This is a genomic window from Chloroflexota bacterium, from assembly GCA_018829775.1.
Lineage (GTDB): Bacteria > Chloroflexota > Dehalococcoidia > Dehalococcoidales > RBG-16-60-22 > E44-bin89.
In genome coordinates, this window is record JAHJTL010000115.1 from 1 (window position 1) to 14,456 (window position 14,456).

The following is a 14,456-nucleotide window of genomic DNA, read 5'->3' on the forward strand; positions in this document are numbered from 1 at the left end:
CGTAAAGACGAACTGGTGCAAAACCTGCTGCTGCTGTATACCGGCGATATCCACCAAGCTAGCAGCATTCTACAGGAGCAGAAAGAGCAAACTCAGCAGCCGGATAAAATGGCGAGCCTGAGGAAAATGCGTGATATGGCTGTTGATTTAAAAGAACAGCTCAACAGTAATGCTACCGCAAATGCTTTCGGCGAGATGCTGCATAACGGATGGCAGTTGAAGAAGGAACTGGCCAGTGGCATCAGTAATGACAAGATCGATGACTGCTATGAAAAAGCACTGAACGCCGGAGCGATTGGTGGCAAAGTGCTCGGTGCCGGGGGAGGGGGTTTTCTGCTGCTGTACTGCCCGCAATCGAAGCAGCCGCAGGTCAGAGAAGCGCTCAACGACCTGTCGGCTCTGGAATTCTCCTTCGAACCGGAGGGGAGTAAAATAATCTATGTCATTTAATCATTGGATAGAGGTGATACGATGAAATCTGAGCATGAGATAATCGGTGATTACCTGAAAGGATTGCGTTCCTGCCTTGAGGAGATTGCAGAAAAGGACGTAATTGAAATAGTTGACATAATTATGAAGGCCTGTTCGGATGGCAAGAAAGTGGTATTTATGGGCAACGGCGGCAGCGCGACCACGGCATCCCACTTTGCCCGCGACATCAGTATAGGTACGGCGAAAGAAGGAAAACCGCGGGTTCGAGCCATCAGCCTGGCGGATAGTATTGCCGCCATTACCTCACTGGCTAACGACGTAGGTTACAATTCGGTCTTTAAAGAGCAGCTAATTGGGCAGGTGGACAAGGGAGACGTGGTTATCGGTATAAGCGCGTCGGGTAATTCGCCCAACGTGCTGGAGGCAATGGAATACGCTCGCAGCGCCGGGGCGATAACAGTGGGCTTTATCGGCTTCGGCGGTGGCAAGCTGAAGGGGTTATCGGATAAATCCATCGTGCTGTCAAGTCGGGACTACGGCCAGGTGGAGGACACTCATCTGGTTCTGGACCATATCTTCACCTGTCTGGTTAAAGAGAGGATAGCTGGTGGCTAACCGCGCCGTCTTTCTCGACCGGGATGACACAATGGCGAGAGATGTATCGTATTGCAGTCGTCCCGAGGATTTTGAGCTTTTCCCAAATACCGCCAAAGCAATCAAGTTACTCAACGAGCATGGTTATAGCGTAATCGTGGTTACCAATCAGTCCGGCGTTGCCCGCGGCTATTTCACCGAGGATGTGCTCGACCAGATTCACCGCAAGATGCTGCGCCAACTAGCCGAAGGGGGCGCCCGGATTGACGGCATTTATTACTGCCCTCACCACCCTGATGATAACTGTGAATGTCGCAAGCCAAAGCCGCAAATGATTCTGCGGGCGGTGAACGAACATGATATCGACCTTAAACGGTCCTTCGTGGTGGGTGACAAACCTCTGGATATTCGGCTTGGCCAAAATGTGGGCTGCCGTACCGTGTTGATTCCATCTGACCCCGGTGAGAATGATTCCAAATCGTCTTCGCCTGATTACACTGCGCCCGACCTTTACCAGGCTGCATTGTGGATTATCAATCAGAAATGAAAATCCTTGTGGTATCCGAATATTTTTTCCCCTATGGTGGTGCCGAATTATCGCTGTGGGAATTGTGTCGCACGCTGACCCGTAAAAGCCACCAGATTCACGTTATCACCGCCCGACGCAACGGAGAACCTGATTACGAGGGCAAAGAAGGAATAGAAATATTCCGACCGTTTCCCACGGGAAATCTTGTACGCCGGTTTATCTTCGCTGTGAAGCTGCATTCATATCTGAAAAAGTGGCTGCAGGAAAGGGAAATCGATATCATCTATAACCTGGGCTATGTCCCTACCATACCGGCAACACGGCTCGCCCGCAGATATGGCGTGCCGTCGATTACGCTGCTGGGTCATTTCTGCGGCCGTAAATGGTTCCGGCTGGCAAATCCGCTTTTGGCTTTGTTCAACTATATCACGGAAATATTGACCATACGGTTGGGTAAGCACAACACTCTGGTGGTGCAGTGTCCAGACACGGCGAATAAGGTATCCGCCAGTACAAAAGCAGAAATTGAGGTCATATGCAATACCCTGCTGGACCCGGCGGCAATTAAACGGACAAGAGAAGGGACAGATTTCAAAAAAGTACGCGAGGATTTAGGCATTGAAGAAGATGAGCTATTTCTCCTACATGTTGGGGCACTGATACGAACCAAAAACGTTTATAACTTGATAAAAGTCTTAGCCGGCTGGGAGCAGAAATTCAAACTGGTCCTTGTCGGGGATGGTCCGGAACGCGCCAGAGTTGAAAAACTAATCCAGCGGCTGAATCTGGCAGGAGAAGTTACCTTGCTTGGGAAAAGGCCACATGATGAAACACTGTCAATAATAAGGTCATGCGATGTCCTGCTCTTGTCCTCAATATGTGAACAGGTGCCCAATGTGGTGCTGGAAGCGCTGGCTCTGGGAAGGCCGGTTATCGCCACCAGGGTTGGAGGGGTACCGGAGATAAAATCGCCAAATCTGCATCTGGTAGATAGGCTTGAAGAAATCGGACAGGTTATCGACAGTGGCGTTGAAGCAGTGGAAGAAGATATAATTATGCAGGAATACTCGCTGGATAAGGTTAGCGAACAATATGAAGGGTTGTTCTTGCGCCTTGCTGGCTCTAAAATGAAGGATAATCAGGTGTAACATGGCACTGAAAGAGAAACTGCTGAGCGGTGAGAAAACCATCGGTATCTGGGGAATCGGCTACATCGGTTACTCATCAATGGCCCATTTCGCCAACCGGGGTGTCAGGTGCCTGGGAACGGACGTTGATACCGGCAAAGTCGACCAGATAAACCAGGGTGTGCTGCCAATACGCAATATCGAATACTGGCTTGGCTTTGACACCAAACCGCTGGTCATCTCCGGCATGATGAAGGCAACCGGCGAATGGCAGCAGCTTATCAGCGAAGATATACCGGTACATTTGGTATGCATCCCCACAGAAAAAGATGATGTGCCCTATGATGGAATTCTTATCGATGTGGTGGAGAAGCTATCCGGTTTCAATAAAAAGAGTATAAAATCGCCACCGCTCATCATTATTGAGTCAACGCTAACCCCTAACGCAACCGAGCAGATAATCATACCTGCCTTCGATAAGAAGGGGATGAAGGTGGGCAAAGATATACTGGTTGGTGTGGCACCGCGCCGCGATTGGTTTATAAGTCCGGAGAAAAGTCTGAAGAACCTGCCGAGGGTGGTGGGAGGTACTACATCTGAGACTACAGCACTGATGAAAGAAGTCCTGAGCATAGTCTGCGACACCATACTGCCGGCTAAAGACCATCGACACGCCGAACTGGTCAAGAGCATCGAGAATGCCTACCGGCATGTGGAAATCACGCTGGCAAATCAATTATCGCTGGCCTATCCCGATATCGATATGCGCGAAGTTCTGGCGCTGGTGGGCACCAAATGGAATATTGGCACCTACCATCCCAGCTTTGGCACCGGAGGCTACTGCATCCCCTTATCAAGCCAGTACGTTCTCTCCGGTACCAAAAGTGCCGATAAACTCAGTATTTTGAACTCGGCAATTGAAACCGACCGCAATCTACCTTTTATGGTTGCGGAGACTGTCGTTAAAAAAGGTGCCCGGAAAGTGGGCATTCTCGGGCTAGCTTATAAAGGAGACCTCAAGGTTCATACTCTAAGCCCGACTTTGCGCATCGTGGCCTATCTGAAAGAGAAGGGCATTGCGGTGAAGGTACACGACCCGTACTACACGGCAGAAGAGGTCAAGCAGATATGTGACGCCGAAACGTTCCGTTTTCCCGATGACCTCGGCCAGTTTGATACCATATTGATTGTCGCTGACCACAGGGATTACCAGGCAATACCCCGAAATCGGATTTTAAGCAATCTTAAAACATGCAAACTGATTCTGGATAACGTGGGCATATGGAACGAATTCAATCTTGGCGAAATGGGGATCGAATATCATGTCGCAGGCACCGAGCACTGGCTGGGCAAGTAAAAAAGGACGTGGTAATCAGAAGCGCAAAGTGTTGATTACCGGTGGCAGCGGATTTCTGGGCAGGCATCTGGTGAAAAAGCTGCTGGACAAATATGAAGACCTGGAAGTCAGCGCGATTGCCCGGAGCGGTGAAGGCATCATCAGACTGCTTTCCGTATGTCCCAGCGACAGGTTTGAACCCATTATCGGAGACGTCAGGGACGAGGAAATATTACAGTTTGCCCTGAAAGATATAGATACCGTGGTACATCTGGCAGCGATGAAATACATCAATCTCTGCGAGTTATCCCCGTCTGAAGCCATCTCGATTAACGTCCACGCCACGACAAGCCTGCTCAAATTGTTCAAAGGTAATACCTTTATCAGTATGTCTACCGATAAGGCTGTGGAGTCCTCCAGCTGCTATGGCGCCACCAAGTTAATTGTGGAAAAGATGACGCTGGCTGAGGCTGATAAAAATACCAACAAACGATTTATGGTAGTCAGGTCAGGGAATATTTTCGGCTCTACAGGCAGTGTTATTGAAAATTGGCATCGGCAGATAAAGCGGAACAATGAAATCACGGTATCTAATCCGGAGATGACACGCTTTTTCATTAATGTGGATGAACTCGCTGAATACATTATCACCATCCTGGAGAATGGGGAAAGCGGCAAGATATATATACCGCCACAGAGAGTTATTCAGATAGGGGATTTGGCGCAGGCCTTTATCGAGTTGTACGGAAATAAGACAACGATGATGAAAGTAGTCGGCCAGTTTCAGGGTGAAAAAATGCACGAGAAGCTTTTCATGCCTGGAGAAGACGTGGTTACAGATATGATGCACCGTACCTCCGAGCAGGGGAAGAAACTCAGCCTTGATGAAATTAAGACATGGCTGCAAAGGCACGCCGCTGATAAAGACTTCTAATCGCCGGGGCTCGCAGATGCTGGTTGAGAAACTGAGCAATGAGGAAGAATGGGAACAGTTCATTGTCAATGCTGCTGGAGGAACTTTCTACCACGCCCTCCAATGGAAAAGAGTTCTCGAAGAATCGTTCTCCTTTGACACTGAATATCTGGTAATACGCGATGAATCTGGCCATCTGGTTGGCGTATGCCCTTTTGCCCTGACGAAAAAACTGGGGTTCTTCAGAATTCTGGACTCATTGCCCGAATCAGATTTTGGCGGCCCGCTGGTCGAAGCTTCAAAGGCACCGGCGGCGCTTAAAGCACTCAACGATTACATTCAAGAATTCTACCCCAAACAGGGTGTAACCTACGTTAAAATCAGGTGCCCGGATGAAACCACAGCCAGCCATTTCAATACTAAAGGTATGACCGTTGACACCTCAAGTGGGTCAATGAACCTGGACTTAGCACAAAGCCCTTCGGATTTTATCTGGAACGAGGTCTTTACTCAGAAGAGCGGGCAGCGAACCTATATTCGTCGCTTTGAGAAAGACGGCTTCCAAAATATTCCAGCACGGGACTTATCCGATCTGGAAGCCTTTTATGAACTGTATTATAGCAACATGAAGTACATCGGCGGGGCACCGCATCCATACTCCTTTTTTCGACTGCTCTGGGACAAGCTTTACCCCGAATATTTCAACATCATCCTGACCGCAGGTGATGGGAAGTATATTGGCGGTGAAGGCTTTTTCCTTTTTCCGCCGAAAAAAACCGTCTATCAGACTTACATTGGTCTTGACCGGAAGGTTGAAACCCAGTATCGAACTTATTTCTATTTGAGTTGGGGATTAATCAAATGGTGTGAACAGAACGGGTACAAGGTAGTCAGCTTTGGAGGGACCCCGTCTGACCCCACGTCCACCAACTATGCACAGAAGAGCAAATTTGGAGGTCAATTTAATCAGGACTATGTTATCTGCTTACCGTTTGACCGAAACCGGTTCTTGGTCAGGGAAGCAGCGTTGAAACTGGGCAGATTCATCCACAAAAGGCTGCCATCTGCCCTAAAAAGTAGAGTGCAAAAGGCAGGCTTTGGCATATGATTTCTCCAGCCCGCCTTTCCGACCTGTTATCCGACCCGCGAATGCCCTATTTTATTCCCTACGTGAAGCTAAAGCAGCGGAGTAAAAGGTTATCTAATGTGGATATACCCGACAAATCTCCATTATTGATTGCCTTGACCTTTGATGTTGAATATGATTTTGGCTCCTCAGCAAGAGAAGTATCTTTCGATGCGATTGGGCCATTTCTGCAGCAGTTGCCGGCGTTAGCTGAGGAATGGCAAGCTGCTTTCACCTTGTTTGTGCAGGGTGATATAGTCGAGAGATATGCCCAATTGCTTCTCAATTTACAGCCCAGACATGAGATTGGCTTACACGGCTATGCGCACGAGCTATGGGGTAAAGCGAAATGGTTTCTGCCTCAAAAACCGATTTCCTACGATACCAGGAAAATGTTGCTAGAAGAAGGCTTAAAAGCTTTTTCAACTAGTCATTTAGCGGCGCCAGTTTCTTTTAGAGCACCCGATTTGGTGGCTGATACTGATACGCTGCAACTTTTAGAAGAACAAGGTTTTTTGGTCGACTCTTCAGCACCATCATACTACGGAATACCACCGCTGCCAGCCAGACCTTTAGGCTCAGCCAGTACCCTCTTGAGTATTCCGATTACGGCTGCTCCAGACCCACGCATTCGAACCAGGTATTTATTACCTTTTGTTGCTTATGAGGTATTCAATATGGCATGGCTTGCCATAACCAATGACCACCACCTGCTTGGTTACGTTGATGAAGTCATGTCTTTTCAGATAAATGCTGGAACAAAACCTCATCTGGTGTTTCTGGCACACCCCTGGGAATTCAGGGAATGGACTGAGAAAAAAGGGTATGATTACTGCTCCAAAGATAACTATGAATTGTTGCGTCGTAAACTACAGTTGCTCAAGGAAAGATACCAATTGAGATATGTTTGCCTGAAGGAATTAGCGCAGTTACTGGACAGCAAGCAAGATGGTTAGTTACGGTAGCTACGATATCGTTAACCGGGTTTCTCCAGGGACACTCTGCCGTGCGGTATTCAATTGTGTCAAGGGGCAGAATGATACCTATGTCAGCCGATATCTCTGTGATTCTGAAATTATAGATAAGGGGAAAAACCTTGCCTTTTTCAATTACGGTCGCAATGCCCTATATCTCCTATTTCAACAAAAATTTGCCGGAAAGGAAATCATCTTTCCTGGCTTTATCTGCCCAACGGTTATTCTGGCTGCCATCAAGGCCGGCGTGAAACCTAACTTGATGGATGTGAATCTCGAAGATTTCAATTTAGATATAAACAGTATCCCTGAAGAAGAACTGGCCAGAGCTGACGCGTTGTTTGTTAATCATACTTTTGGGGTACCAGCCAATATGGATGAGATACTGAAGAGAACGCGACAGCACCCCATCTACCTCATTGAGGACGTGGCCCAGGCTCTATTTGCCCGGTATAAGAATAAATATGTCGGCCGTTTCGGTGATGCGGTTTTAATTAGCATGTATAAACAAGTACCAAACATTAATGGTGCTATCCTGATATCAGACCTCAATATTGAGAAACTCGGTCACTCCATCATAAGCTGTAATGAACTTGCCCGTTTATTCTGGCTGACCTCAGGACCTCAACAGTATGGGCTAAATTTGATACGTCAGCGGAGGTATCCTTCACTGGAATCAGCGGAATTCCAGCGATTACCGAGATTACGCCGGCCGTCTTCCTTATCATTATCTCTCTTTGCTACCATGCTCCCGGCTCTTCGAGAATCGGTGGAACGAAAAAGAGTTATCTTGGGGCACTACCAGAAGCGAGCCAGCGTAAGCAAGTACGTTATTCCTCAACGAATTGATGTTGCCAATGAACCATCGGGTTTCAATTTCAGCGTCAGGCTCCGCCCCGAAATCGCCCACATTCGCGATGGCCTTCTAACCGCCCTTCGACGGCAAGGTATTTTTATGGACCGTCTCTGGCACGACGCCCCGGTGTCCTTACCCTTTTTCCGTGACTATTTTAAGCATGACTGCCGTAATGCGCAACTTTTGGCGAAGTCGGTAATAAATATGCCGGTTAAAGAGGGCTATCAGGAAAGCGATGTTAATGCTTTATTTGACACATTAGAGGGAGCAATCGAGAGGCTCATCTCATGAATGCGAAGGTCAGTATAGAAAAATGGGGACATTACTGGAGAACATTCCGCTCTTCCCTGACACACCAGGTATACCTTGAATCGGTAGCGGAAATAATCGCAACAAGGATTAAGCGCTCCTTCCCTGGAGAGAAAAAACCGCTTCTGCTGGACATTGGCTGCGGCCAGGGCCAACTGGATGTCTGTCTCGCTGAAAAAACGGGATGTCAGATTGTGGCCGTGGACATCATTGAGGAAGCGCTCGGTGTCGGCAAGCGGTTACTTGAGGAGAGAAAACTGCATGGTCAGGTGAGTTTAATCCTGGCCAGCGTCTACCAGCTGCCATTCCCTGACAATTCCTTTGATATAGCTGTTAGTACCGGGAGCGAAAGTGCAGCGGCCTACTACGGTGCTACAGAGGAAGCCAGCCGTGTTGTTGCTGGAGACGGGCACTTATTCATTGACTTTATAAGGATGCCCAACCTGTACCAACCTCTGCGTTCCGTTAGAAGTTATTTCCAGTATAGAAAAGCCAGCCAGAAACGAAGCAGAGGAGAAGAGACCAAGTATTTCCACTATGGTAAACTGGGTCTGAAAAAGAGGTTTGAAAACGAGCTGGGACTGAAAATTCAAAAAGTATGCGAATGAACAATGCGCCACCTTTTGGTAATAGAATAACCCGTTTACGATTTGAGAAAACACTGGGCAGATTGCTGAGCCCTTTATTGGCCAGAACAATACTGGTTGAATTCATAAATAAAAAACAAAAGTATATCTCTCACTGTATCCTGTGAAGCAGTGAAAAAATAATGGGCTGGCAGAGGGACATAATATTTTGATTGATTTGATAAAGAGATATCTACAGCGCATCTCGGGAGGAACTTCTCGTATGAATAGAGAGTCCCTTGCAGATCTAATTGAGCCATGTGAAAAGGCAAGAGTGTTGGACATTGGTTGTGCAGAGGGAAAGCTCATAAGAAAGCTCGCCAGTAAAATAAGAGTTGGTGAAATATACGGAATTGAAATATCTCCTAAATACGCTGAAGAAGCGCATAAAAATAGCGTAAATATAATTATAGGTGATGTCGACATAGGTCTTCCTTTCAAAGATGCTAGTTTCGACATTGTCATCTCAAATCAGGTTATTGAGCATGTAAATAGCACGGATAACTTCATAAAAGAGTGCTACCGGGTTTTGAAAAATAGGGGCACATGTATTGCCTCAACTCCGAATCTAGCGACTCCGCATAATATATTCTCGCTCATCTTGGGCTATCAACCACCCGCTACCGCCGTTAGTGATGAAATAATATGTGGAAATCCGCTGGACCCATGTAATGGTCAGCAGATTGCTTCATATCGAAGGCATCGGAGAATCTTTACCACACTGTCTTTACAAAGGTTATTTCAATTCCACGGCTTTAAAGTTGAGGTAGAGAAAGGGGTTGGTTTACAACCCTTACCTTTATTTCTGTCGAAGCATTTCACGTGGGCCAGGTACTCTCAATTCTTGACCATAAAGGTAAGAAAGCCGGAAAGTTAAGCATTATAGTTGTGAACTAAGAACTAACATAATCTAGTATTAGAGAAATGGCACCTAGAGCTATGAAAATACTGATGCAACAGGGGGCTTATTTCCCGTGGATTGGCGGCGCCGAGATATTCATGCAGAAGCTGGCGGAATATCTGGTTGCCAAAGGGAATCAGGTTGATATTGTCACCGGAATCTGGCGCAAGCCCGATTTGTATACGGAAAACTGGAATAAAGAGTTTGAGGTAATCAATGGGGTCAATGTATATCGGGTCAAAACAGCAAAGGTAAAAAACATCGATGTAATGGCTTGCATATGGCGCATGATATGGAAAACCATACAACTTGATAGAACGCATAACTATGATATTATCCACAGCCATATCTTCCCGGCTATGGTCTGCGGTGCAGCCACCAAAAGGGACAAGAAATTGCTGGTCACACTTCAAGGGGGTGATATCGGCGAGTACAAGGAATCAAACTTAATCATCCGGATGCTGGAAATGCCGTTTATTACCTGGTCCTTGAGAAAGGCCGATTTGGTGCATACAGTCAGCACCCATATTGCTAATGCGGCAAGAAAGTTTGGCGCTGAAAAGGTATGTGTCGTCCCCAATGGAGTTGACACGCGCATCTTCCTCCCCCAGGACAGGAGCCAGATGAGGAAGAAATTAGGGTACAGGCTTGACGAGAAAATCATCGTCAGTTCATCCAGATTGACCCCCAAGAATGGACTGGATTATCTGATTAGGGCAGTAGCCAATGTGCCGGGTTTAAAGCTAATTATCATTGGAGACGGTGAACAGCGCAAATCTCTGGAAAGCCTCATCAACACTCTGAAACTTGGAGATAGAGTATCACTGCTTGGTTATCTGGAGCACAGTAAGTTGCCTGATTATCTCAGTGCCGCAGATGCTTTCTGTCGACCATCGATAAATGAAGGTTTTGGTATCTCCTTTATTGAATCAATGGCCTGCCGAATTCCAACGATAGGAACCAGAGTTGGTGGTATTACCGATATAATTATCAATGGAAAGAATGGATTGCTTGTACCACCGAAAGATGTTGGAACGTTGACCGGGGCAATACGGAAAGTGATTCAAGACAAAAATTTCGGTCGTGTCATTGCGGAGCAAGGGCTGAAAACGGTAAAAGAAAAGTTTACCTGGGGAGTAGTGCTCAAGCAAATGGCAAACGTATACGAGGAAATAATGGGTGTGAACAGGGACGGAGATGGGCAATGAAGATACTATTGGCCACGCCAATATTCCCCCCCGAAATAGGTGGTCCGGCAACTTATTCTTATGAAGTATCAAGGCGACTTGTGGAAAAAGGTCACGACGTGCGCATAGTGACCTTTACCGACGCAAAACCCAAAGTCGAAAATGTTGAAGTTATTCCGGTACGCTTGAATTACGGGTTTCTCGGCACCCTGAGAAGACAATTACGGCTGTTCTTCACCCTCCTGCGTGCTGCCAGGGGAATGGACCTGCTCTACGCACAGGGGGCAGTGGTGGTTGGCTTCTGCTCTCTCATTGTTGGAAAGCTGCTAAAGAAGCCGGTGGTAGTTAAATTCGTCGGCGATGTTGCCTGGGAACAGGCGGTTAATACTGGGAAAACAAACAAGTTACTGGAGGAATTTTTGATTCAACCAGATGGTGGGCTTTACATTAAGCTGATAATGCGGATACAGCGATTCGTCTTTCACCAGGCTGCCAGAGTAATTACCCCCTCATATTATCTGAAAAATCTATTGGTAGAGTTTTATCAGGTGCCAAGTTCAAAAATCGAGGTTGTATACAACGCGGTTGAATTGGTCGAAGTCAAAGCTGCCAAAGAGAAATATGGACAGCCGATGGCGATTACCATCGGCAGACTTGTGGCGTGGAAGGGAATCGATGAGTTGATAACATTAGTGCCCGCACTGACTGAGAAGTATCATAATTTCAAGCTGCTGGTCGTTGGGGATGGGCCAGAGCGTGATAGACTGAAACAGCACCGCCTCGAGACCGGAGTTGAGCCATATGTTATCTTTACTGGTATAGTGAACCACGAGCAGACACTCGCTCTATTGAAGCGTGCGGATGTATTTATCCTGAACTCTAAGTACGAAGGTTTGCCGCACACGGTCATTGAAGCAATGGCGTGCCGATGCCCGGTAATTGCCACCGGCCTTGAAGGTACGAGGGAGGTCATTGAAGACGGTCGAAATGGGATAACTATTGAACCGGGTAATACACAGCAGCTCCAGGAAAAGCTGGTTTTTCTCCTTGAAAATGAGCCGTTAAGGCAGAAAATGATAGCAGAAGCCTACGAAACGGTGGTGAAAAAATTCACCTGGGGAAGCACGTTGGGCGAGCTGGAGCAAATCTTAAGCCTGACCGCGAGATAATCAGATGCATATCCTCATGTTCAGTTACGACAGGACACTGGTTGAAGGGAAGCAGGTTGGTGATACCCTGCTTCGGCACAAGTGTTACGCTGATTATCTGGATAAGCTGGACATTGTGGTGCCGGCACCGTCCAGAACACGGCAGGCTGAGATAAAGGTGAGCGAAAAATTAACTATATTCCCGAGCCATGGTCCCAGAGTGCTTTCGTGGCTGAGGGCTTATTTGAAAGCGAGGAATATTTGTAAGCAAAGCAAGGTGGATATCATTGCGACTCAAGATGCGCTCCTTGGCTTTCTGGGCGTTATGCTGCGAAAAAAGTTCGGGTGTCGATTACAGATAAACGCCTTTGGTCTTGAAATATTCAATGATTGGTGGCTACGGCAAAGATGGCTCAATCGAGGATATGCTTTTATCATGCGCTGGACACTGCATCGCGCAGACCTGATAAGAACAGACGCAACGCGAAACCAGAAAATTCTGATTGAAAAGATGCGGCTAAAGCCAGAAAAAGTAGTCGTGATACCGGCGCTTCCCACTCAGGAAAGCATCGACCAATTCAGAGGCGCTGCTGGAGAGACAGTAAAGTCCAGCCTTAGAGGGAACAGGTATGATGGGATAGTGCTCTTTGTTGGAGCACTGGAGAGGGTTAAGAATATCCCGAACCTATTAAGGGCGGCCAAGCTGGTACTCGCTGCCTGCCCGCGGACTTTGTTTGCCATCATCGGCAACGGGCCGGAAAAAGAAAACCTCGAGAAGCTATGCCAGGAACTGGACATTTCACAAAGCATCCGGTTCCTGGGAATCATTCCGTATGACGAACTCCCAGCTTACTATGCAGCCTGTGACCTGGTAGTTCTGCCTTCGTGGAGCGAAGGGTTTGCCCGCATTCTGATGGAAGCCTCGTTGGCCGCTAAGCCAATCGTCGCCACCGATGTTGGCGGGGTGACTGATATCGTTATCGATGGCGAGACCGGGTATATCGTTCCCGTCAATGATTCCCAGCAATTAGCCGGGAGGATGAAGGAATTGCTGCAGGATAAACAAAAAGCTACTCAGATGGGAGATAAAGGATATAAGCGGGCGGTAAGCCTCTTTGATTTTGAGGCCAATACCAAAAAATTGATAACCGCCTGGGAAACAATGATTAAACCTCGCGGGGATAAAGGATAATGCTCTGGCTAGTCACCGATGTCGATACCGAGTTTGATAGCGTCCGCTTTTACGGTAAGCCAAAGTACTCGGCTGATGTAGGGCTTACCGAGGGCGTTCCGCATTTGCTGGAATTCTTCGCCAAGTATAACATCAGAGCCACCTTTCATATTCAGGAGCAGCGTGACCCGGAACAGAGCATCCTGTTACGCTATCCCGAAGTCTATGAACAGGTGAGCGAATACGGCCAGGAGGTCTCGGTCCACGTCCATATCAAGCAGGCCGATTATGCCGCGCGTAAATCGGAAATAACGGCGGCAGTAACTAGATTGAGGGAGAACGGATATAACATCTCGTCCTTTAAAGCGGACTGGTATTTCAGCAACGAGAACACTATCAGAGCCCTCGAGGAACTAAATATAGCCTATGACTGTTCGCCGTTGAAAAACTCAGTGGTGGGTTCGATGCGATGGTATGATATGCCGGACTCACCTTACCACCCCAGTTATGATGATATCACCAAAACAGGCGATGCCAGGCTCCTGATGATTCCCATCACCGATACCAGGCTTGGCATAACCATCCACGAGAATAAAAGCCATGAACTGGAATTGATGAAGCGGGGTGCGGAAACCCTGGCGGCTGTGGCTGAGGAAATGTCGGAACCGGTCATCCTTTACTTCAGCACGCACTCCTGGAAACCGATAGAAGTTGACGGGTCGGGATTCAGAGATTGGGAAGTCAGGCGGCGCAATGAGTTCTTCAGTTTCCTGTCTCAGTATAAATTTAAATCGCTTACCGTCAGTGAGGCCGGTCAGCTCTGGCAAGAAGGTGGCTACAGACCGTATTTCCTGAATCTGCCTGATTTACTTGGCAACTACCGCTCTCTCTTCAATCCTCTGCGGCACTTCTGGCTGGTCAAGAATGTGCTTTCTCGCGTGTATATGTTAAAATATTGAGTCGGCTAAAAGAAAAGTAAGCTATAACAAATAGAAAGTAACAGGTGATTGCAGTGTGCGGTATCGCTGGCATACTGGGGCGAGGTTATCTGAAACCAATGATTGAAGACTATCTCTCTGTTTCGTACCTAAAGAGGGACGGGTTTTTTTAATGCCGACATTGTACATAAAATGCTGCAAGATCACCTTACGCAGAAGGAATATAATTTAGGATTGCTCTGGGCCATTTTTACCTTTCAGGTCTGGTGCGAGCAATTTATCAAGAGGT

Annotated in this window: 15 protein-coding genes; all 15 read left to right on the plus strand. The window is 47.4% G+C overall.

Annotation, left to right across the window (positions count from 1 at the left end; genetic code table 11):
- Positions 1-450 (plus strand): GHMP kinase (locus KKD83_11160; GenBank protein ID MBU2536699.1); only part of this gene is annotated, 450 nt, incomplete at its 5' end.
- Positions 451-471: 21 nt separating this feature from the next.
- Complete coding sequence (locus KKD83_11165; protein ID MBU2536700.1) at positions 472-1,047, plus strand: SIS domain-containing protein; 576 nt, start codon at positions 472-474, stop codon at positions 1,045-1,047.
- Complete coding sequence (gene gmhB, locus KKD83_11170) at positions 1,040-1,573, plus strand: D-glycero-beta-D-manno-heptose 1,7-bisphosphate 7-phosphatase (GenBank protein MBU2536701.1); 534 nt, start codon at positions 1,040-1,042, stop codon at positions 1,571-1,573. The genes KKD83_11165 and gmhB overlap by 8 nt, the downstream gene beginning before the upstream one ends.
- Complete coding sequence (locus KKD83_11175) at positions 1,570-2,703, plus strand: glycosyltransferase family 4 protein (GenBank protein MBU2536702.1); 1,134 nt, start codon at positions 1,570-1,572, stop codon at positions 2,701-2,703. Before gmhB ends, KKD83_11175 begins: the two co-directional genes overlap by 4 nt.
- Before the next feature lies 1 nt (position 2,704).
- Complete coding sequence (locus tag KKD83_11180) at positions 2,705-4,039, plus strand: nucleotide sugar dehydrogenase (GenBank protein ID MBU2536703.1); 1,335 nt, start codon at positions 2,705-2,707, stop codon at positions 4,037-4,039.
- Positions 4,005-4,952, plus strand: a complete 948-nt coding sequence (locus tag KKD83_11185; protein ID MBU2536704.1) for a polysaccharide biosynthesis protein — start codon at positions 4,005-4,007, stop codon at positions 4,950-4,952. The genes KKD83_11180 and KKD83_11185 overlap by 35 nt, the downstream gene beginning before the upstream one ends.
- Positions 4,903-6,039, plus strand: a complete 1,137-nt coding sequence (locus KKD83_11190; GenBank protein MBU2536705.1) for a GNAT family N-acetyltransferase — start codon at positions 4,903-4,905, stop codon at positions 6,037-6,039. Before KKD83_11185 ends, KKD83_11190 begins: the two co-directional genes overlap by 50 nt.
- Positions 6,036-7,013 carry a polysaccharide deacetylase family protein gene (locus tag KKD83_11195; GenBank protein ID MBU2536706.1) on the plus strand — a complete coding sequence of 326 codons (978 nt, stop codon included), beginning with the start codon at positions 6,036-6,038 and terminating at the stop codon, positions 7,011-7,013. The genes KKD83_11190 and KKD83_11195 overlap by 4 nt, the downstream gene beginning before the upstream one ends.
- Entirely contained in the window at positions 7,006-8,178 is a 1,173-nt protein-coding gene (locus KKD83_11200; GenBank protein ID MBU2536707.1) for a DegT/DnrJ/EryC1/StrS family aminotransferase, read from the plus strand. Before KKD83_11195 ends, KKD83_11200 begins: the two co-directional genes overlap by 8 nt.
- Positions 8,175-8,804, plus strand: a complete 630-nt coding sequence (locus KKD83_11205; GenBank protein MBU2536708.1) for a class I SAM-dependent methyltransferase — start codon at positions 8,175-8,177, stop codon at positions 8,802-8,804. The genes KKD83_11200 and KKD83_11205 overlap by 4 nt, the downstream gene beginning before the upstream one ends.
- A 241-nt stretch (positions 8,805-9,045) precedes the next feature.
- Positions 9,046-9,699 carry a class I SAM-dependent methyltransferase gene (locus tag KKD83_11210; GenBank protein ID MBU2536709.1) on the plus strand — a complete coding sequence of 218 codons (654 nt, stop codon included), beginning with the start codon at positions 9,046-9,048 and terminating at the stop codon, positions 9,697-9,699.
- Between the two features lie 47 nt (positions 9,700-9,746).
- Positions 9,747-10,931 (plus strand): glycosyltransferase family 4 protein, encoded by a 1,185-nt coding sequence (locus KKD83_11215; protein ID MBU2536710.1) that lies wholly within the window; start codon positions 9,747-9,749, stop codon positions 10,929-10,931.
- Positions 10,928-12,079, plus strand: a complete 1,152-nt coding sequence (locus tag KKD83_11220) for a glycosyltransferase family 4 protein (protein MBU2536711.1) — start codon at positions 10,928-10,930, stop codon at positions 12,077-12,079. Before KKD83_11215 ends, KKD83_11220 begins: the two co-directional genes overlap by 4 nt.
- A 4-nt stretch (positions 12,080-12,083) precedes the next feature.
- Positions 12,084-13,250: a glycosyltransferase family 4 protein gene (locus KKD83_11225; protein MBU2536712.1), complete on the plus strand. Its 1,167-nt coding sequence runs from the start codon at positions 12,084-12,086 to the stop codon at positions 13,248-13,250.
- Positions 13,250-14,188, plus strand: coding sequence for a hypothetical protein (locus tag KKD83_11230; GenBank protein MBU2536713.1), 939 nt, complete (start codon positions 13,250-13,252; stop codon positions 14,186-14,188). Before KKD83_11225 ends, KKD83_11230 begins: the two co-directional genes overlap by 1 nt.
- The last annotated feature ends 268 nt before the right edge of the window (positions 14,189-14,456 follow it).